The sequence below is a fragment of the Vannielia sp. genome (assembly GCF_029212645.1).
GTDB lineage: Bacteria > Pseudomonadota > Alphaproteobacteria > Rhodobacterales > Rhodobacteraceae > Vannielia.
Genome location: NZ_JARGND010000049.1, coordinates 1 through 19,530, shown reverse-complemented (window position 1 = coordinate 19,530; position 19,530 = coordinate 1). Strand labels below are relative to the sequence as shown.

Here is a 19,530-nt window from a genome sequence, read left to right as displayed (position 1 = left end):
GGCGCCATTGCGCGCATCAGAAACAGGTTATAGCCGAACGGCGGTGTCATATAGGCGATCTGGCAGGTGATCGTATAAAGCACACCATACCACACCAGATCAAAACCAAGCGCTCCCACCAGCGGCACATAAAGCGGCGCAACGATCACCAGCATCGCGGTGTCATCAAGGAAGGTGCCCATAACGAGGAAGGAAAGCTGCATCAGGATCAAAATGACCCAAGGGTTCAGCCCCAGCCGCTCGGTGAACAGGCTTTCAATGGCTTTCACAGCGCCCAGCCCGTCAAACACCGCACCAAAGGCCAGCGCGGCGAGGATGATCCACATGAACATGCAGGTGATCCCAAGGGTGCTGCGGATCGACGCTTCAAACACCCGCCATGTCAGCCGCCCCCGCAGCGCCGCCGCCAGCAGCGCAGCCAAGGCCCCAATGGCCGAGCTTTCCACAAGGGAGGTGATGCCATTCACGAAAGGCACCATCATCACCAAAAAGATCCCGATCGGAAGCAAACCCTGCAACAGCAGCATGTATTTTTCACGGGTCGGGATCGCATCAATCTCGGCGTGGTCCAGCACCGGGCCGAGCTTGGGGTTCAGCTTGCAGCGCACGGAGATGTAGATCACGAACATCGCCGCCATCATCAGCCCCGGAATGGCCCCCGCCAGCCAGAGTTGCCCAACCGGCTGGCGCGCGATCATCGCGTAAAGCACCAGCACCACCGAGGGCGGCACAAGGATGCCAAGGCTAGATCCGGCCTGAATAACCCCTGTGACCATCAGCTTGTCATAGTTGCGCTTCAGCAATTCCGGCAGCGCAATGGTTGCGCCAATCGCCATGCCAGCAACCGACAGCCCGTTCATTGCCGAAATCAGCACCATCAGCCCGATGGTGCCAATCGCAAGCCCCCCGGAAAGCTTGCCAAACCAAACGTGGAACATGCGATAAAGATCATCCGCGATCTTCGATTCACTCAGGATGTAACCCATGAAGATAAACATCGGCAGCGTCAGCAGCGGATACCACTTCATCAGCTTTATAGCAGCCGAAAAGCCAAGGTCGTAGCCGCCCCGATCCCCCCACAGGAACACCGCCGCAATGACCGCCACAAAGCCGATCGCGCCAAACACCCGCTGCCCGGTGAACAGCATCACCATCATGGTGGAAAACATCAGAATGGCGATCATTTCATAGGGCATCGGATGCCCCCTCTTCTTCGCCATGACGGTCCGCAGGCTCGCCGGTTTTCAGGAACAGCACGTCCTTTGCCAACTCGCTCAGCGCTTGCAGCAACATCAGCACAATGCCCACACACATCGTCACCTTGATCGGCCACAGGTAGGGCCGCCAGGCCGATGGGCTGCGCTCGCCGCCGTATTGGAAAGAGTAGATCGTGCTTTCAATCCCACCCCAAAGCAGAATGCCAAGATAGGTGATCAAAAAGAACACGGTGAAGGCATCAAGCCATGCCTTTTTGCGGGCAGACAACTCGCCGTAAAACAGGTCCATCCGCACGTTGGCGCCCATCTGCATCGCGTAGGGTCCACCGAGGATGTAATACCCCACCATCACAAACTGCGCCATTTCCAGCGTCCACAACGACGGCGTGCCAATCGCCTTGGAGATGGATGACCACAGCAGCACCCCCATCAACGCAAAGATGCCGTACATCATGATACGGCCAAGGCCATGGTTGAAACCATCCACCGCTTTCACAAAGCCGTGCAGGGCCTTCATAGGGCTGCCTCCGCCGGACTGATAGCGGCGAGTGCGGCCTTCAAGGTCGCGCTCAGATGCACCGCCATGGCCTGCGCTTTGGCGGGCGTGTCAACCAGATCATTGCGCACTTCGATCATCACCGAAGGAAGCCCCCGCGCCTCGCCATGCTTGCGCAAACTATAGGTCACACCGTCGCTTGCATCGTAGGGCTCGTTGATCGCCGCGCGGTAGGAGCCGCAGGTGCGCTCCACCCTGAGCGCGGCTTCGGCCAGGCGGCTATCGGCATGATGCAGAAAGCCAAGCTCAACCTCGCGCGGCACACCCATATAGACAGGCGTAAAGCTGTGTACGGTAACCAATGCTGCGGTTTCCCGCGCATTCAAAACGGCGCTGACGGCAGCATGAAACGGCTCATGCACCGCCTCGAACCGCGCCCGTTTTTCACTGTCCGAAAGGCCGGCATTTCCCGGCACCGCAAATCTTTCGCTTTGCGCGGGGATGCAATCCGGCGCTTCCAAAGGCCGGTTCAGATCATACACCAGCCGCGAAAGCCGCCCGGCGATCAAGGGGGCATCAAGGTCCTTTGCCATCCCTTCGGCCAGGTCACGCGCGCCAATGTCCCAGGCGGCATGAGAGCTGCGGGCAGGCTCTTCCAGCCCCAGTTCGGCCAGGTCTTCAGGGATCGTCAGGCCCGCATGTTCGCAGAGCAATACGAAAGACCCGCGCCCTTTGGCGTGCGTCACATCCACCGTGTCCCAACCAGCCACTTCCAAGAAAGACATCCCCATAGGTTTCCCGTCTTGTAACAATCACTACAAGAAATTGTGGCCTGTCAAGAATTATCCTGCCATATTACCATCACGCGCCCACCGGGGGCATGGAAGGAACATTTTTTGGACGCAACGCGCCTCATCCGTGATCTTCTCAGGGAGAAACAGGCCGAGCTTACCGCAGCCGAGCGCAAGCTCTCTGCCGTGCTTCTGGATGACTCGATGGTTGCCGGGTTGCAATCCATCACCAGGCTGGCCGAGCGCGCCGAGGTGTCCAGCCCCACCATCATCCGCCTCGCCCGCAAGCTCGGGTTTGATGGCTACCCCGATCTGCAAGATGCGATCCGCGAGGAAATCGCCGAGCGGATGAAGCGCCCGCTCGCCAAGCTGGAAACCACCGCCCGCGACGACCAGCGCGATCACATCGTTTCGCGCTTCGCCGAGGCCGTTTCGTCCAATATCAACCGCACGCTTGACCGCCTTGATTTTGCGACCTTTGATGAAACCGCCGCGCTGCTGTCGGACCAAAGCCGCCGTTTGCACCTGCTCGGCGGGCGGATCACCCGCTCGAACGCGCATTACTTTTTCAACCATCTGCAAATCATCCGCCCCGGCGTTCACCTGCTCGATAATTCCTCTTCCGTCTGGCCGCAGGCGCTCCTTGATATGGGAGAAAGCTCGACACTGGTGATTTTTGATATCCGCCGGTACGAGCGCGAATTGGAGAAGCTGGCCAATCTCGCTGTCAGCCAGGGCGCAAACATCGTGCTCTTCACCGATGCCTGGGGGTCGCCCATCGAGCGCCGCGCCACCCATGTGTTCCGCGCCATGGTCGAGGTGCCCTCATCCTGGGATAGCACGCTCGCGATCAACTTCCTGATCGAGGCGCTGGTCGCCGAAGTGCAATCACGCTGCTCGGCCTCTTCGGCAGAACGGATCGGCGCGCTGGAAGACATGATTGGCGCGTCGCGGATCTTTCGCAGCTAGGCAGCCCGCCCGCGCGCCCTACCCAATCCGCGAGAGCAGCTCCAGCACGTCAGAGCGGAGCAAAATCCCCGCCAAACGCCCCTCCTCCAGCACCGGAAACACCCGGTGCGGATGCTCAAGAAACATCTCCGCCGCGCGGACAACATCATAACCGGCCTCCACGGTCACAACCGCTTCACTCATGAAATCCGCAACGCTCCCCGCCCATTCCTGGTGGTAACTGGCGTGCAGCGCCGGGCGGAAACAATCTTTCTGGGTGAGGATACCGGCGAGCTTGCCATCGTCCCGGATCACCAGCGCAGCAGGGGTGCGCGCGTCGATGATTTGCGCCACAGCGTTGCGGATTGGCGTGTCACGGCTCACCGTCACCGGATCAGGCCGGGCGATCGAGCGCACAAGATATTGCGTCATGACGCCCTCCGTTTTTCGCGCAGCGGGCAGTCGGAGCAGGGGCCCTCCGGCAGGCAGGAACTGGCGCCGCAGCTGGTTTTTGCCGGGCCGCGCCCCAACGCCAGCCCAAGGCCCAGCCCCATGACCGCGAGCAAAACGATAGCGATGGCCATCAATACCTCGGTCATATCAAAGCCGCGTCAATGGCGCCGGTGCGAAGCTGCTGCAACCCTTCCGGGGTGTCCACAAGGAACAGCGCCGCAATGTGGCGTAACCGGGCCAGCGCTGGCCCTGCCTCTGCCCCAGCGGCAAAGAGGGCCGTCGCCCAACCGTCGGCCTGCATGGCAGTTGGTGCAAGCACCGTGACCGATTTCAGCGCCCCCTCAGTCGGCTCTTGCTGCACCGGGTCGATGATGTGGCTATAGGTGCGCGCCCCCGCCCCGTAGCCCTGCGCCTGCGTGCCAGAGGTGGCAACCGCCTGCCCATCGGCCAGCCGCAGAACGGCGGGCGCCGGGCCATCGCCAATCGGGTTTTCCACCGCCACGCGCCAGGCCCGCCCGGCCGGATGGGTGCCAATCGCGGCAAGCTCACCACCCAGATCAAGCAGCAGGTTCTCATGGCCCGCCGCGCGGGCAAGCCGCACGGCGCGGTCCAGTGCCCAGCCTTTCGCTATGCCGCACAGATCAAGCGTGAGGCCCGCCGTGTGCTTCACAATGGTGTTTTGCTCCACCGCAAGGCCGCGCCAATCCGGCCCGCTGCCGCTGATCGGGCCAAAGCCCCAGCGCGCAACCAAAGGGCCAACCGTGGGATCAAAGCGACCGCCGCTTTCCTGCGCCAGCGCCAGAGACGCCGCCGCAACCCGTGCCGTATCAGCGCTTACCCTGTGCCCGCCCTCAGGCCCGGCATTGAAACCGCTGATCTCGCTATCGCCGCGCCATGGCGACATTTGCCGATCCACCTCGCCAAAAGCCGCTTCAATCGCCGGGCGCAGCTGCGGCAACCCGCGGCCCGATGGCCCGGCCAAATGCCATGTGGTGCCAAAGGCCGCGCCTGAAATCGTTTCAACCCCATCGGCCCATGCCATGCCGGGGGCCAGCAGCGCCGCGCCGCCAAGCCCCAGAAAATGCCGCCGTGTGGGCTGGATCACCTTGTTTTTCATGGCTCAGACTCCAAAGTCATCATGGTAAATCGAAGCGGGCTCAACCCCCAGCCTCTCCAGCGTGGCCAGCACCGCCGAAATCATCACCGGCGGGCCGCACAGGTAGTATTCGCAGTCTTCGGGGGCCGGGTGCTGGCGCATCTGGTCCCACAGCGTGTTGTGGATAAAGCCGGTCGCCCCCGTCCAGCGATCTCCCGGCGCGGGATCAGAAAGTGCGGGCGTCCAGATAAAGTTGCTGTGCTGCTCGGCGAGGGTGTCAAACTCCTCGACATAAAACAAATCAGCCACCGTGCGCGCGCCATAAAAGTAGCGGATAGAGCGGGTGGTCCCCTGCCCAAGCTGCTGGTGGATCATCGCACGCAACGGAGCCATGCCAACCCCGCCGCCAACAAACACCATATCGCGCTCTGTGGGCTGCACGTGGAACTCCCCGAACGGGCCGGACGCCTGCACCTCATCGCCGGGTTTCAGCGAGAACAACCACGAAGAAACCACACCCGGCGGAATGTCAGCTCCCCCCCCCGGCGGGGGCACGGCGAGGCGAATGTTGAACACCGCCTTGCCCACATCTTCGGGCCGGGTGGCAAGCGAATAGGCCCGAGTAACCGGCGCGCCGGAGGTGATGGCAAGGTCTCTCCACCCGGCGATCTCCCATGCCGTGCGAAAGCGCTCGGGCAACTCCAGCGTGCTGAAATCAAGCGTGTAGGGTGGCGCGGTAAGCTGCATGAAATCACCGGCGCGAAACTGCTCGTCATGGCCGTCCGGCAGGTCCAGCGCGATCTCTCGAATGAGCGGAGCCAACATGCGCGATGACGCCACGCGGCAGGTAAACCCGCCCCCCGCGCTCATGATCCCATCGGGCACCTGCACCCGGCAATCGCCGCGCAGGCTGGTCTGGCAAGCCAGCCGCACATGCTCGCGCCGCTCCTTGGGAGAGAGCACGCCGCGCTCGGTGGCCTGCGGCTCGCCCGCGCCCTCGCCCTCCACCACCACCCGGCAAAGCCCGCAGGTGCCCGATCCGCCGCAGGCCGCCGGAATGCGGATGCCGCCGCCATGCAGCACCGATAGCAGCTTGTCGCCCCGCGCCCCGGTGAGGTGCAGCGATCCGTTCACCTCTACATCCACACCGCCCTCCGGGATCAGCCGCCGCCGCGCCACCAGAAGGCCAGTGGCAAGGCCAAGGATCAGCAGGATGATGATGAGGGTGCCCAGCGCGATCTCGGTCATTACGAGGCCACCATTTGCGCAAAGGAGGCAAACCCGAGAGACATCAGCCCAGCCAGAATGAAGGTGATGCCAAGCCCCCGCAGCCCGGCGGGCAGGTCGGCATAAGCCAGCCGCGCACGCACCGCGCTCAGCATCACCACCGCCACCCCAAACCCAAAGCCGCTGCCCAGCCCAAAGACCGTGGATTCCGCCAGCGTATAGCTGCGCTCCACCATGAAAAGGCTGCCCGCAAGGATGGCGCATTGCACCGTGAGCAGCGGCAAAAACACCCCGAAGGAGGCATGGATCGCCGGAAAGAACCGATCAAGCAGCATCTCAAGAAACTGCACCACCGCCGCGATCACCCCGATGAAGGCGATCAGCGCAAGATACGACAGATCAAGCTCCGGCATCCCCGCCCAGGCCCAGGCGCCGGGGGCCAGAAAGCCGGTGTAGATCAACTGGTTCAGCGGAACCGTAACGCCCATTACCCCGGTAATCGCAACCCCAAGGCCAATGGCGCTTTCGGGGCGCTTTGACAGGGCCAGAAAGGTGCAAAGCCCCAAAAACAACGCCAGCGGCATATTCTCGACAAAGGCCGCCGAAAGGAAAAGAGACCAAAGTTCGCTCATTCCTCCCCCTCCCTGGCAAGCGGCGGCGAGTGCTCTGGCGCTTCAGCCTGCTCCGGCTGCACGGTGCGGATGGCCCAAACCAGCAGGCCAAGCAGGAAAAACGCCGCCGGCGGCAACAGCATAAGGCTGAGCGGGGTAAACCATCCGCCCTGCTCGACCAGCGGCAGCACCTGCTGGCCCATAAGCTCCCCCTTGCCAAAAAGCTCGCGCACGCCGCCGATCACCAACAGCACCAGCGAATAGCCCAGCCCGTTGCCCAGAGCATCCACCATCGAGCGCCCCGGTGGGTTGTGGGTGGCGTAGGCTTCGGTGCGGCCCAGCACCAGACAGTTGGTTGTGATCAGGCCAACATAAACCGAAAGGGCGCGGCTGATTTCGGCAAAATAGGCCTGAAGGATCTGGTCGATCACGATCACCAGCGAGGCGATGATGACGATCTGCACGATCAGCCGGATCGTGCCGGGGATATGGTTGCGGATCACGCTGATCAGCCCTGCCGCCAGCGTCAACACCGCCGTGAGCGAGGCTGACATGGTGAGCGCCGTCGCCAGTGAGGTCGTCACCGCGAGCGCCGAGCAAATGCCAAGGATCTGCAAGGTCACCGGGTTCTGGCGCACCAGCGGCTCGGTCAGCGTGGACCAGAAGGTTGAGCGCTGCGCCACGGCCTAAAACTCCCCGCGCCGGATGGCCCCGATCAGCGGGCCATAGCCCTCTGGCCCGAGCCAAAAGCGCATGATTTTGGTCATCGCGTTGCTGGTGCGGGTCGCGCCGGTGATCCCGTCAACCTCATACACGCTTGAGGCCGCGCCCCGCGCCACCGAAAACCGGATCGTGCCTTCGCTGTCGCGGGTTTCCTTGCCCGGCCAGCCCGCCTGCCAGGCCGCTTCGTCGATCCGCCCACCAAGGCCCGGCGTTTCGGAGTGGCTGGTAATGGCGATACCCGCGATGGTGTTCATGTCGCCGCGCAGCGCGAGGATCGCCTCGATCCGCCCGTTATAGCCCTGGCCCGCCACCGGCAGCAGGATCAGCGAAATCTCCTCACCATCGCGCAGCAGGTAAACCTGCGCATAATCGGGCCTCTGGCCCAGTCCCGCCAGATCGTCCGCCGGGTCAATCGCCGTCCAGTTGGCGGCGTCTGCCAGCGCGGCTTCCAGCGTTTCGCCGGTTACGTCGGTGGCGGCGCGGCCGGTTTCAAGGTCCACCACCACGGTGGACAGCGTGCCGCCGGACTCCTCCAGCAAGGTCGACATGCCGGGCACCCCGCGCACCAGCGCCGCGATGCGCGCCTGCTCTTCGGCGGCCCGGTTGGCCGCCTGAATGGGGCGCAAATACACCGTAGCTGTGCTCACGAGAACCGCGCAAACAGCCGATACCAGAAACGCCATGATGAGCGTCTTGCTGCGGCTCTCATTGGGCAGAGCCAAAAAGCGGCGCCACGGGTTGCGATCAGGGTTTTCCATGCCGTCTCCTTCGATTGGCCCGCCAAAGCGCAATGGCCGCCTCATCCAGCACCGGCGCGGCAAGCGTCGCCAGCAGCGCCGCCGAAACGGCAATCTGCACCGGGGCGGCGCCATTCCAGCCGGTTGCAAAGAGGATCACCAAAAAGCCGTAGAGCAGCCCGTTCAGCCAGCGCCCCAGCGTGGTGGCGGCACTCGTCACCGGATCGGCGACCAGCAGCACAAGCACCAGCGCAGCGGCAGGCAAAACCGCGTTGAGATCAAAGCCAAGCGCCACACCGCCCGCACCGATCAGCACAGCCCCGGCGATCACCGGCCATGGCATGATACCCGCAACCACCCCGATCAGCCCGGCGGGGATGGCCGCCCAGGCCGCCGGCAACAGGATGTCGGGCCAGTCAAAGCCCGGAAAGCCAAAGCCCAGAAACGCCAGCGCAATGGTTGCCGGATGCACCACATTGCGCCCCCAGCCGCCAAAAACCAGCTCTCCCATCACCGTGCCAAAGCTGACGCCAAGGATCACCCTCAGCGGGCCAAGCTCCTCGGGCATGAGCATTGCAATGGCAAGGGCGCTCGCAATGGCCGAAAGGGAGGGCGCCTGCGCCCGCACCAGCAAAAACACCAGCTGCCACCCCGCCAGCACCAGCAGGATCGCCACAAAATCCAGCGCCGCCGCGACCCCGCCATAGCGCAGCCACATCGCCGCCAGCGGCAGGTAGGCCGCTATCAGCATCAGCGCCACTGTCTCGCGGTCCCACAACCCTCGCGTCATGCGGCAAGCTCCGTTTCGATCCGCTCCAACATGCCGCGTAGCAACCCGCGCAAATGCGCCTCGCCGCCAAGGATATAATCCGCCAACGCCAGATCGTCTTCCAAAAGCGAAAGCACCCCAAGCGACATCGCCGCTTCCTCATCGCCCGCAGTCAAGGCGCGCACCATGGCGGTTGCCGGGAGTGCCGCGCCAAAGGCCTGGGTCAGGGCTGCGGTGGGGATCACCGGGGCGGGCAGGCCAGAGCGGGTCAACGCCGCCTTGATCCAGTGCTGCTTTGCCGGAGGCCGGGGCCGTGGCATGGCGCTCACCTGCCGGTCGCGTGGCGCGAGCCAATGCGCCGGGCGGCCATCCAGCGGCGAGCCCGATAGCAGCATATGCGCCCCCGGCAGCGCCACATGCTGCGTAAGACCGCGCAAATCAGCCCCCGGTTGCGTGCGCACAAGGCGGCTTTCGCGCAACGAAGGCCCGGCCACATGCACAAGCCGCGATTCCGGCACCAACCCGGTTTCCAACAGCTCGCCCAGCCCGGCCACGTCTTCGGCGTGAACCTCCCACACCGGAGCCTCGATGCGGGCCGGAAACAGATCATGGATGCGCCAGCCTGCCAGCCCCTGCGGATGACGGCGCCCACAGAGCACCGCCTTCACCCGGCCACCGCCAGCGCCCTTTTCAATGAGCGACGGCCCCGGTTCGTGGCACACAAAAACCGGCCCCTCCGTCAGCCCGACGAGCGCCTCCAAACCGCGGCCAAAATCCTCTTCGCGCCCCTCAAGCGCCTGGCGCGGGTCGGCGGCCAGCGGGCGGGTATCTGCCGCCATCACCACGATTGCCGCCGGGGTTTCTCCCGGCGGTGGCATCCCGCCGAACGGGCGTTTGCGCAGCAAGGGCCAAAACCCCGCGCCCTGCATCAATGCGCGAATCGCTCCCGCGCCCGCGCCGCCGTCATGCACCTTGCGGTCGCCCCCGGCTTCGCGAAACAACACGATCTCGGAAAGCCGATGCCCGGCCAGCAACCGCACATGCGCCACCCGCCCCGGCATAGGCGCAACCAGGCAGGTTTCAGGGTGGTCTCTGAGCCGCGCAACCGGCGCGCCCTGCGCGACCATGGCGCCCTCTTCCACCAACGGCACAACCCGCAAAGGCTCTCCCGGAGGCCCGGTTATACCGGCCTCTTCGGTCACATCCAAAGACACCTCCGCAGTGCTGCGGGGCGGTGATGAAAAATGAGGCAAAAGCCCCGCGCCTAGAGCCAGGCTCGGCATATCGACCCCCAAATCAGGTCCGCGCGTTGGCACAACACTTCCCAAATTAGCTCGACATTGCAATAGTGTATTCGCAGGGAGCGCGTCTCTGACAAAGGAGTTGGAATGCCATGCGAAGCCAATTGGCCTTAAAGGCCGTCACACTCGCGGCCACCGCGATCGCTGTGGCCGTATTTACAAGCCTGCCCGCCACCACCCAAAGCTCAGACACAAGCGAGGCGGAGAGCGCGGTGCCCTATGTGCTCCCCAAATCCGGCCCCTTCAATCCTGAAGACATCAAGATCGAAAACAATCAGGCCATTACAGATTGGTATCGCTCATCCCACGCCGATCAGGCCGCCGAAGCCTTCCGCCACTGGGACGCCGACGAAAAGATCACCCCGGTTTGCTCGGTCTGCCACTCCGGCGAGGGGTTTCGCGCCTTTCACGGCCTTGATGGCAGCGCGCCGGGCATCCCCACAGAGCCAATCCAGACCGGCGGCGTGGTTGATTGCGGCACCTGCCACAACGCCGGGCTTTCAGAGATCAAGGAAGTCGCCTTTCCCAGCGGCTTGATGCACCCGGTGCAAGGGGTCGAAGCCGCATGCATGACCTGCCACCAAGGCCGCACCGCTGGCAGCGATGTCGTGAAGGCCGTGGCCGACATGGACGTTGACACCCCCAACCCGGAATTGCGCTTCATCAACCCGCATTACGCCACCGCCGCCGCCACATGGCTGGGCGGCTACGGCGGAGCCGGGTTTCACTACGAAGATAAAACCTACTCGGGCCGTTTCTTCCATGCCCGCCCGGTTTCAAGCTGCAATTCCTGCCACGAGCCGCACACCCTTGAGGTGAGCTTTGAGCCTTGCCTCACCTGCCACGAAGGCGACTCACCCGAGGATATTCGCATCTCGCGGCATAGCTATGATGGCACCGGCAACACCGAAGTCGGCATCAAATCCGACATTGAAGGCAACGCGGCGCGGCTTCTTGATATGATCCGCGACTATGGCGCCGAGGTTGCGGGCGTGCCGATCATCTATGAAGGCCACCAGTATCCCTACTTCTTTGCCGACGCGAACGGCGACGGCGTGATCGACCAGAATGAAGGCAAATCGGTCGCCTATAATGCCTGGACGCCACGCATGCTGCGGGTCACCTACAACTGGAAGCTGGTCACCGCCGATCCGGGCAGTTTTGCGCATAATCCGCCCTATGTGCTCGAACTGCTGCACGATTCCATCGAAGATCTGGCAGACCCTCTCGCCGTTGATATGGATGAGTTGAATTTGCTGCGGTAGCCCAAAACCCCATCAAGGCGCACCCCGCTTTGGAACATGAAATACTCCTGATAACGCTTGGCGTGCTGTTTCTGGCGGGCCTGCTGGCTGATGAAGCTGGCAGGCTCACGCGGCTTCCGCGCGTCACCATGCTGCTGATCCTTGGCGTGCTTGCGGGACAGTCCGGTTTCGGGCTGCTGCCGGAGGGCGCGGTGGAGTGGTTTGAGCTGGTTTCGGTGGTCGCGCTCACCATGGTCGCCTTCCTGCTCGGAGGTGAGCTTACCCGCGAAACCCTCACCAGCCACGGCAAGGCGATCCTCATCGTTTCGCTGTCGATCACGGTGTTTACCGTGCTCATCATCTGGGGCGGGCTCGCAGCACTTGGGGTCCCTTCCGGCCTCGCACTGCTGCTTGGTGCCATCGCCACCGCCACCGACCCTGCGGCCATCGCCGATGTGATCCGCACCAAAGGCACGCGCAGTGGCTTTACCGAAACCATCAGCGGCATCGTCGCAATTGATGATGTCTGGGGGCTGGTGGTGTTTTCCGCCTGCCTCGCCTTCGTCGGCCAGTCCGATGGGATCAGCACCGCGCTTTCCGGCGCGGGCTATGAAATTGGCGGGGCGGTGGTGCTGGGTGTGTTGGTCGGCCTGCCCTCCGCTCTGCTGACGGGCCGGTTGAAGCCCGGTGAGCCGCTACAGGCCGAAGCCATTGGCATTGTGTTTCTCACCGCGGGCATCGCCCTGTGGCTGGAGGTTTCCTACCTCATCGCGGGCATGACCGCCGGCGCGATGATCGCCAATTTCGCCCGCCACCATGATTATGCCTTCCACGAAATCGAACACATTGAATGGCCCTTCATGCTGCTGTTTTTCCTGCTCGCCGGCGCCTCACTGGATATCGGGATGCTTGCCGCGCTGGGGTGGATCGGCGTGGCCTATATCGGGCTGCGGGTTGTGGCACGGCTGATCGGGGCCGAGGTGGGCAGCCTCCTTGCCGCCGCGCCGCGCGCCCAGCGGCACGCCTTTGGCCCGGCGCTGATGCCACAGGCGGGCGTCGCGGTGGGGATGGCGCTGGTCGCCGCCGAGGAACTGCCGGAATGGGCGGCACAGATCGTCGCACTCACCATCGCCGCCACCATCATCTTCGAAATCCTCGGCCCACCGGCCACACTTGCCGTGCTCAACCGGCTGGATCGCAAGCCCCGCTGACAGCCGCCCCACTATTGAGGGCATGAGCAGGTGGCCCACATAAAGCACAAAGCCACGAACGGGACGCCGAATGACCCATTTGGCGTAAGAATGAAACCTTATCCGCCGTTGGTTCGAAGCCAATCGTCGAATGCGTTTGATCAAACTGCACCGCCGCAAAGCTGCACCGGCTGTTGCAGGCGCGGCAGGGCAAGGCTGCCACGCGCAAGTACATGCAAGGTCTGCGTCTACTGTAACGCATTGAAATAAAATCATTTCACGATGCACTCAAAGCCCCCCCTTGCACATGGGGGCGATCAGGCTGACCGAGCGGGAACTGATCGACCGCAAACGCTGCATGGTTGCGCGCAAGATCAAATCCGCGAAGGCCGCGGCCGTCAAAAGCACGGATGAAAACCTTTGGCTCAAAACGACTGTCCAGCACGCTGCTGGACCGGCTCACCCATCATGTTGACCGTCTTGAAGGGAACGGCGAAAGCGACCGGCTCGATCAGAGCAAATCCCGGCCCGCCAAGAACGAACCATCCGCAAGTTGATCTATCGGCCAACGCGCCTTGGAACATGCAAGTGGTGTGCGGGCCGCATGCTCCAAGGCACACATTCCAAAGGTCCTGGGGGCTCAATCTGTTCGATATATGACTGGGACTTGTGGACATAAAGACACCGTCAGTGCCGAGCATTGTAGCCTCAACAAGCACGATACCCGGCAGTCGCGGGGCCGATCTATGAGGCCGCTCAGGTGTGCGTGCGAAACGGTCATAGGCATGTGAACGCGCGGCTGCGGCGATGGGACGTGTTCGCTGTCATACCCCCTACATCACGCTCGTCCCAAAACACCTTAGGGAATGGTCATCAGCAAGGTATTTCGTTATTCCCAAAACATGGCAGCGAGGCAAAGGTATGCTTAATGGTCAACGAACCTTCTCCACAGGACGCGTCACAGGTCCCGGAACGTCTTTCACCCATTACCGAACATCCCTTGTCCCCCCTCAGCACCCTGATACGCCAGGCGCGCAAGGCGCTGCCCTTGGCGGTGAGCTCGGCGGAACCCGATGCTCCCTTACGCGTATTTTTTTCGATTTGCGACGGTGCGAAAAGGGCCACCGTCACCCATTTCTCCGGCGCCGATCTCGATGAGATCTGGGCCCAGTTCGAGACATGGCGTCACGCGCAGTCTCGACCTGACCCAAAAGTCCGCTGGTTACGCATAGATTGGGTCAATAGAACATGGGATCTAACCTGGCAGGAGTGCCAAGATGCGATCCGCAGTAGCAAACGTAACTATTTCCGCTATGGCATCGCGCTGAACGAGGACTTCTCGCAGGCCTTCCTTGAACAGGAACTGAACTCCAACGCCATGCTTTACCTTGGCAATAAACTGCCCCATGGCGGTTTGAACGAGAAGAACTTCACACTTTATGGGAAACGGCGCTTCGGCAAAGCTTTCCGTCTTCCCAGCGCGCCCTCAGACCCGATCCGCCTTTTTTCAACCCAAGCCATTCTGATTTGCCCAAACACGCCCCCCATCCCGTTGCACTGTTTCAGCGGTGGCTCTGAAGGACGGGATACTGGCCGCCGCCGGATCGACACGCTCGATGCCTCCACCGTCGAAAGTATGGTGGATCAATCCAGTCGTTTTCTCGCCGCGCAAGTCGATGCCAAAGGACAATTCGTCTACGGGCTGCATCCTTGTTTCGACCGCGAAATCAACGCTTACAATACCCTACGCCACGCCAGTACGGTCTATGCCATGCTGGAAGCGTGGGAGGTTACACGAAACGCTGGCCTCAAGGCCGCGATCGACCGCGCGCTGAATCACCTGACGGACAAGTTAATTCGGCGGTACACTTTGCCAGACGGTGCCTGCGTGGCCTATCTTCAGGACGTCAATAACGAGATCAAACTGGGCGGAAGCGCTGTTTGCCTGTTGGCACTCACCACCTATACGGAACTGACGGGTGACAAGACGCACCTGTCCCTGCTCGAACAACTGGCAGCAGGCATCCAGCGGTTGCAGGACCCCAACACCGGGCAACTGGCACATGTCCTCAATGCCGATGACCTCACAATCAAGGAACGTTTTCGCATCATCTATTACGACGGCGAGGCTGCGTTTGGCTTGATGCGTCTTTACGGGCTTACGAAAGACCCTCGATGGCTCATGACCGTTGAAAAGGCCTTCGACTATTTCATCGAGAAGGAGCATTGGCGGACCCATGATCACTGGCTCAGCTACTGTGTGAATGAATTGACACGCTACCGTCCCGAAGAACGCTATTTCCGCTTCGGTCTACAGAATGTTGGCGATCACCTGGATTTCGTTATCGACCGGATCACAACCTTTCCGACTCTGCTCGAACTCATGATGGCGGCGCACAAAATGATCCTGCGGCTCGACCGCAGCGAAGAGCACCGCCATCTGTTGACACACCTCGATTTGGACAAGTTCTATCGCGCACTGGAAACTCGCGCCCGATACCTTTTGAATGGGTTTTTCTGGCCCGAAGTGGCGATGTATTTCCGAAACCCTCAACGTATCCTCGGCAGTTTCTTCATTCGCCACCACTCCTTTCGCGTTCGCATCGACGATGTCGAACACTACCTGTCCGGCTATATCGCGTACTTGAAGCACTACCTTAGGGGCGAAGCCTGCGCTCCAACTCCAAGTTCAAGGACCATCGACAGCGCCCAGCAATCAAATAGCGGATCGGAACCACCGCACCCTGCCGAAGCGGTTCTTGCTTGGGGCGGCAGCGTCAACCTCGGAAGGCGTCAGCATTTCCGTGCGGCGCAGCTGGGCGTTGAGAATATGCTCAGCGTCCCCGAACTGAGCTGCGCCGACCTGACTGTGGCTAGTCTTGATTGCGTGGTGAGCACCTGTGGGCGACAGGGCGTCGACAAGGGTGAAGACGGCCCGTTCTATTATCGCGCGCGCCCTGAGATGCTGAAAATCCTGACCTCTGCCGGCATCGACGCCGTGACCGTCGCCAATGCCCATAGCGGGGACTACGGGACCACCGCGCTGCTTCAGCAGCAGGATATTCTCGACAAACTCGGTATCGCCACTGCCGGCAGCGGGCCCACCAGAGACGACGCATTCACCGCCGCGATTTGCGCCATCGGCAGTAAGCGCGTTGCAATCCTCAGCGTCGACGCGACCCAGGAAAAGTTTGCCGCCAGCGACAATGAGCCTGGCACGGCTTACCTCTGCCCTCGTGATCATGAGGCGTGGCGCACTACCATGCGAGACCGGATCGTTCAGGCAAGGGAAAAGGCTGATTTCGTTCTCGTTGCCGTTCACTGGAGTGCAAGCTCCACGCCGCAACCGCAAAGCAAGGTCCGTGAGTTGTCTCACGTGCTTATAGATGTTGGCGCCGATGGCGTCGTCGGGACAACGGGCCCGCACCTGCATGGAATCGAGGTCTACAAGTCCAAACCCATCATATATGGCGCTGGAATTTTACTCTCCGAAACGCCGCGCGCTTGGTTTGGGCTTAGCGGAATCTTCCGCCTCGGATTGGACAAAACCGGCATAAGCTGGGTCGAGTACCTCCCGATCGGCGTGGGCTACGGCTTCAGCCAAAGGCTCCAAGGCGACGAGGCACAAAAAGCAACTGAGCGCTACGCCGCGGCCTGCCGGGAGCTTGGTACCGCGGTCAAGCTGCATGGCGACGGCGCGGTTGTCGACCTTAAGGAAACGACCAGCAGCCCCGCGCCCTGCCCCGCAATCAAACGTCCGGATCGTTACAACTTCGAAACCCTCTCTGATTTCGCGTCCGATGCCGCGCACGGACAAGCAGCTTTCGTCCCGCAGCCTGCACGCATTGCACCGGTAACGTTGAACGGTCTGACTCTGCTTGGAATGCGCGTATCCCCGCGCCCCATCACACGCCGACAAATGCTCTGGATCGAAACATGGTGGACAAGTCCCAATCAACTCGCAGAAGATCTGCGCCTTAGTTACCTTGCCATTCCCCGAGGCAATTCGGGCGGTATCGAATGGGGCAAAAGCAGCGAACATGACCCTTGTGACTGGATGCAGCCGACCAGCCGTTGGCAACCGGGCCGGATCTACTACGACCATTTCGGAGTACGCCCACCACCACTCAAACAGATGACGAAAGATCCGCTCCAGCTGGAAGTCCGCGTCATCGGCCGCGCACCGAACAGCGAATGCTACCTCTATCCCGGCCTCATTTCCCTGGAGATTTCTGACTAAGCCCCGCCCTCAGGCTTCGCGCGCATCCATATCGCGGACCATCGCTTGGCCTGCTGGCCGGACAGATTTGGAGAGGTTCTGTTCTTTCAGAAAGCGGTTCACCACATGGTACAAGCCCGTGCCGTGTGATCCTTTGACCATTATCACGTCGTCAGCACGCACGTCGGAGCGCAGAACGTCTTGAAGCTTGTCCGCGTGTTCCAGCGCAACATGCCCCGGCAATCCCTTCGCACACGCGAACTCTTCACCCAATGTGTACACACGATCAAGCTCCAACTTTCGAAGATATTCGACAAGTTGCGCGTGCTCCTCTTGGGTTACAGGCCCCAGTTCTTCCATTGCCCCCAAGACTGCAATGCGCCGCCCGCGTGCCGGAGAATTGCGCAGGTGGATCAAAGCGGCGCGCATCGAGGCCGGGTTGGCATTGTAGGAATGATCCAGCAAAACAAAAGCACCTCCCTCAACGTCCACATTGTGAGCCCCCCCACGCCCATCAGCAATCTGAAAGCTGCCAAAGCGTTCTGCCAGGTGGTCCAGCGACAATCCCAGCGCATGATGGACAGCGCAGGTCGCCATGTAGTTTTCCAGCATATGCACACCGTGCCGAAGGCAATTCTCAATTCTCAATGGCGTGTTGCCGACGCGAATTTCGGCAATGCCGCGGGCAGCATCGAACCCCACAAGGCGCACGTGGTCCGCAGATCTGCGTCCGTAGTAGAGGACATTCAGCCCCTTGTTCCTTGCGGCCCGATCCAGATAGGCACCCTCGTTCATGCCGCTATTCAGAATCACATGGGTTCCACGCTTCATCCCATCAAAAATGCGCGCCTTGCGCTCCGCAATCGTTTGCAGGTCATTGTGATAGACGACGTGGGCAAGATGAATGTTGGTGAATACGGCGACATCAGGCTTGGCCAGTGCAGCATTTTCGCTCATTCTGCCGATCGCAAGTTCCAGCACGACGAACTCGTCGCGCGGGGTGGCGCAGGACAGGTTCCACGCAACGCCGCGTAGCAGGTTTCCGCCTTCCCGCGTTCCGTAGACCGGCCCAAAGGCTCTTAGCGCATGGGCCGTCAGGTTGGTTGTCGATGTCTTTCCGGAACTGCCCGTAATCGCAACGACTGGTACGTCGATCTGTTTGCGTGCGGCGCGAGCTAGGGTCAGTAGCGCTTCCATACGGTTGGAGACCCTAAGGACCGCCTCTGCTTCCAAAGACGCCGGAAGTTCACCTGCGGCGATGACCAGTTTTGGTCGCACATTGTTGCGCGAAAGGACCTCTGCGGGAATACCAAAACCCGTATTCCCGGATTGTAAAAAGACAATGTCGCCGGGACGGTATGTTGGGAAATAAGTTGAAACCCCTGAAACCACCCGCTTGTCATCTTCTAGGTGAACCCAAGAACTGTCACCGAGCAAGGAAGCGATTTCACCAAGTGTCCAATCAGCCATAGCGGCATGTCCCGACATGGAATGCTTCAAAGATCAAGCATCAGATGGAAAGTAGGTGGACCCCGAGCGGAAGTTCCGCCCGGGGTCACGATCTGCCAGCTTAAAGAGCCGTGTCACCGGTAAAACCGGTCAGTTCTTCCAGCAGACCTCCGTCGAGCAGTCCGTCGGTCACGCCACCCAGCAGTCCACCACCACCCAGCAGTCCATCGTCACCGGTCAGACCGCCCAGCAGACCTTCGTCGCCAGTCAGGCCACCGAGCAGTCCATCGTCACCGGTCAGACCACCGAGCAGGCCGTCGTCACCGGTCAAGCCACCGAGCAGGCCGTCATCGCCGGTCAGACCACCCAGCAGGCCGTCATCACCGGTCAGACCACCCAGCAGGCCATCGTCACCAGTCAGACCACCGAGCAGGCCATCATCGCCAGTCAGACCGCCGAGCAGGCCATCATCGCCAGTCAGACCGCCGAGCAGGCCGTCATCACCGGTCAGACCACCGAGCAGGCCGTCGTCACCAGTCAGACCACCGAGCAGGCCGTCGTCACCAGTCAGACCACCGAGCAGGCCATCGTCACCGGTCAGACCGCCCAGCAGGCCGTCGTCACCAGTCAGACCACCGAGCAGACCTTCGTCACCGGTCAGACCACCCAGCAGGCCGTCATCACCGGTCAAACCGCCCAGCAGGCCGTCGTCACCAGTCAGGCCACCGAGCAGACCGTCGTCGCCAGTCAGGCCACCGAGCAGGCCGTCGTCGCCAGTCAGACCACCGAGCAGGCCATCGTCGCCGGTCAGGCCACCGAGCAGGCCATCGTCGCCAGTCAGACCACCGAGCAGGCCATCGTCGCCAGTCAGACCACCCAGCAGGCCGTCGTCGCCGGTCAGACCACCGAGCAGGCCGTCGTCACCGATCAGGCCGCCCAAGAGGCCGCCCAATAGGTCATCCCCGTCCAGGTCATCACCCGGCTCGCCGCCCTCTCCCAGGATTCCGGTGCCAATCAGATCTCCGACCAAGCCTTCGGACCCGGTCACGTCACCGAGAA

General features: G+C 61.8%; 17 protein-coding genes and 1 pseudogene. 6 read left to right on the top strand and 12 right to left on the bottom strand.

The features are described from left to right. From P1U55_RS13495 to P1U55_RS13485, 3 genes are all read right to left on the bottom strand, one after another. On the bottom strand, positions 1 to 1,196 hold a 1,196-nt coding region (locus P1U55_RS13495), incomplete at its 3' end, for a TRAP transporter large permease subunit (RefSeq protein ID WP_301048145.1). After that, positions 1,186 to 1,734 carry a TRAP transporter small permease subunit gene (locus tag P1U55_RS13490; RefSeq protein WP_301048144.1) on the bottom strand — a complete coding sequence of 183 codons (549 nt, stop codon included), beginning with the start codon at positions 1,732 to 1,734 and terminating at the stop codon, positions 1,186 to 1,188. The genes P1U55_RS13490 and P1U55_RS13495, both read right to left, overlap by 11 nt. Beyond that, on the bottom strand, positions 1,731 to 2,498 hold the full coding sequence (locus P1U55_RS13485; RefSeq protein WP_301048143.1) for an N-formylglutamate amidohydrolase: 768 nt from the start codon (positions 2,496 to 2,498) through the stop codon (positions 1,731 to 1,733). Before P1U55_RS13485 ends, P1U55_RS13490 begins: the two co-directional genes overlap by 4 nt. Before the next feature lie 111 nt (positions 2,499 to 2,609). Between P1U55_RS13485 and P1U55_RS13480 the strand changes: the two genes are divergently transcribed. Further along, positions 2,610 to 3,473, top strand: coding sequence for a MurR/RpiR family transcriptional regulator (locus tag P1U55_RS13480; RefSeq protein WP_301048142.1), 864 nt, complete (start codon positions 2,610 to 2,612; stop codon positions 3,471 to 3,473). A gap of 18 nt (positions 3,474 to 3,491) precedes the next feature. On the opposite strand, the gene P1U55_RS13475 is transcribed toward P1U55_RS13480, so the two are convergent. From P1U55_RS13475 to P1U55_RS13440, 8 genes are all read right to left on the bottom strand, one after another. Next, positions 3,492 to 3,884 carry a CBS domain-containing protein gene (locus tag P1U55_RS13475; RefSeq protein WP_301048141.1) on the bottom strand — a complete coding sequence of 131 codons (393 nt, stop codon included), beginning with the start codon at positions 3,882 to 3,884 and terminating at the stop codon, positions 3,492 to 3,494. A gap of 163 nt (positions 3,885 to 4,047) precedes the next feature. Next, on the bottom strand, positions 4,048 to 5,022 hold the full coding sequence (locus tag P1U55_RS13470) for an FAD:protein FMN transferase (RefSeq protein WP_301048140.1): 975 nt from the start codon (positions 5,020 to 5,022) through the stop codon (positions 4,048 to 4,050). Between the two features lie 3 nt (positions 5,023 to 5,025). After that, positions 5,026 to 6,249, bottom strand: a complete 1,224-nt coding sequence (gene nqrF, locus P1U55_RS13465; protein ID WP_301048139.1) for an NADH:ubiquinone reductase (Na(+)-transporting) subunit F — start codon at positions 6,247 to 6,249, stop codon at positions 5,026 to 5,028. Further along, positions 6,249 to 6,860: an NADH:ubiquinone reductase (Na(+)-transporting) subunit E gene (gene nqrE, locus P1U55_RS13460; protein WP_301048138.1), complete on the bottom strand. Its 612-nt coding sequence runs from the start codon at positions 6,858 to 6,860 to the stop codon at positions 6,249 to 6,251. The genes nqrF and nqrE overlap by 1 nt, the downstream gene beginning before the upstream one ends. Beyond that, positions 6,857 to 7,522, bottom strand: a complete 666-nt coding sequence (locus tag P1U55_RS13455; protein ID WP_301048137.1) for an NADH:ubiquinone reductase (Na(+)-transporting) subunit D — start codon at positions 7,520 to 7,522, stop codon at positions 6,857 to 6,859. The genes nqrE and P1U55_RS13455 overlap by 4 nt, the downstream gene beginning before the upstream one ends. Positions 7,523 to 7,525: 3 nt before the next feature. Continuing rightward, on the bottom strand, positions 7,526 to 8,320 hold the full coding sequence (locus P1U55_RS13450) for a Na+-translocating NADH-quinone reductase subunit C (RefSeq protein ID WP_301048136.1): 795 nt from the start codon (positions 8,318 to 8,320) through the stop codon (positions 7,526 to 7,528). Continuing rightward, entirely contained in the window at positions 8,307 to 9,089 is a 783-nt protein-coding gene (locus tag P1U55_RS13445; RefSeq protein ID WP_301048135.1) for an RnfABCDGE type electron transport complex subunit D, read from the bottom strand. Before P1U55_RS13445 ends, P1U55_RS13450 begins: the two co-directional genes overlap by 14 nt. Then, positions 9,086 to 10,270, bottom strand: coding sequence for a Na(+)-translocating NADH-quinone reductase subunit A (locus tag P1U55_RS13440; RefSeq protein ID WP_301048146.1), 1,185 nt, complete (start codon positions 10,268 to 10,270; stop codon positions 9,086 to 9,088). Before P1U55_RS13440 ends, P1U55_RS13445 begins: the two co-directional genes overlap by 4 nt. A gap of 191 nt (positions 10,271 to 10,461) precedes the next feature. On the opposite strand from P1U55_RS13440, the gene P1U55_RS13435 reads away from it, so the two are divergent. The 4 genes and pseudogenes from P1U55_RS13435 to P1U55_RS13420 all read left to right on the top strand — a co-directional run bounded on the left by P1U55_RS13435 (position 10,462) and on the right by P1U55_RS13420 (position 17,043). Beyond that, positions 10,462 to 11,634 (top strand): cytochrome C, encoded by a 1,173-nt coding sequence (locus P1U55_RS13435; RefSeq protein WP_301048134.1) that lies wholly within the window; start codon positions 10,462 to 10,464, stop codon positions 11,632 to 11,634. Between the two features lie 29 nt (positions 11,635 to 11,663). Continuing rightward, the gene (locus tag P1U55_RS13430) at positions 11,664 to 12,824 is read left to right on the top strand and encodes a cation:proton antiporter (protein WP_301048133.1); all 1,161 of its coding nucleotides are present in this window, start codon (positions 11,664 to 11,666) and stop codon (positions 12,822 to 12,824) included. Between the two features lie 392 nt (positions 12,825 to 13,216). Then, a pseudogene (locus tag P1U55_RS13425) lies at positions 13,217 to 13,360 on the top strand (ATP-binding protein); the annotation flags it as partial. Between the two features lie 371 nt (positions 13,361 to 13,731). Then, on the top strand, positions 13,732 to 17,043 hold the full coding sequence (locus P1U55_RS13420) for a CapA family protein (protein WP_301048132.1): 3,312 nt from the start codon (positions 13,732 to 13,734) through the stop codon (positions 17,041 to 17,043). Between the two features lie 9 nt (positions 17,044 to 17,052). Here P1U55_RS13420 and murF read toward each other — a convergent pair whose 3' ends face one another. Then, complete coding sequence (gene murF, locus P1U55_RS13415; protein ID WP_301048131.1) at positions 17,053 to 18,492, bottom strand: UDP-N-acetylmuramoyl-tripeptide--D-alanyl-D-alanine ligase; 1,440 nt, start codon at positions 18,490 to 18,492, stop codon at positions 17,053 to 17,055. Between the two features lie 55 nt (positions 18,493 to 18,547). Between murF and P1U55_RS13410 the strand changes: the two genes are divergently transcribed. Continuing rightward, positions 18,548 to 19,426: a hypothetical protein gene (locus P1U55_RS13410; RefSeq protein WP_301048130.1), complete on the top strand. Its 879-nt coding sequence runs from the start codon at positions 18,548 to 18,550 to the stop codon at positions 19,424 to 19,426. The last annotated feature ends 104 nt before the right edge of the window (positions 19,427 to 19,530 follow it).

Excerpts from the sequence above, each read along its gene's own strand:
- P1U55_RS13490 (WP_301048144.1), bottom strand. The coding sequence starts at position 1,734 with ATGAAGGCCCTGCACGGCTTTGTGAAAGCGGTGGATGGTTTCAACCAT.
- P1U55_RS13485 (WP_301048143.1), bottom strand. The coding sequence starts at position 2,498 with ATGTCTTTCTTGGAAGTGGCTGGTTGGGACACGGTGGATGTGACGCAC.
- P1U55_RS13475 (WP_301048141.1), bottom strand. The coding sequence starts at position 3,884 with ATGACGCAATATCTTGTGCGCTCGATCGCCCGGCCTGATCCGGTGACG.
- P1U55_RS13470 (WP_301048140.1), bottom strand. The coding sequence starts at position 5,022 with ATGAAAAACAAGGTGATCCAGCCCACACGGCGGCATTTTCTGGGGCTT.
- nqrF (WP_301048139.1), bottom strand. The coding sequence starts at position 6,249 with ATGACCGAGATCGCGCTGGGCACCCTCATCATCATCCTGCTGATCCTT.
- nqrE (WP_301048138.1), bottom strand. The coding sequence starts at position 6,860 with ATGAGCGAACTTTGGTCTCTTTTCCTTTCGGCGGCCTTTGTCGAGAAT.
- P1U55_RS13450 (WP_301048136.1), bottom strand. The coding sequence starts at position 8,320 with ATGGAAAACCCTGATCGCAACCCGTGGCGCCGCTTTTTGGCTCTGCCC.
- P1U55_RS13445 (WP_301048135.1), bottom strand. The coding sequence starts at position 9,089 with ATGACGCGAGGGTTGTGGGACCGCGAGACAGTGGCGCTGATGCTGATA.
- P1U55_RS13435 (WP_301048134.1), top strand. The coding sequence starts at position 10,462 with ATGCGAAGCCAATTGGCCTTAAAGGCCGTCACACTCGCGGCCACCGCG.
- P1U55_RS13420 (WP_301048132.1), top strand. The coding sequence starts at position 13,732 with ATGGTCAACGAACCTTCTCCACAGGACGCGTCACAGGTCCCGGAACGT.
- murF (WP_301048131.1), bottom strand. The coding sequence starts at position 18,492 with ATGGCTGATTGGACACTTGGTGAAATCGCTTCCTTGCTCGGTGACAGT.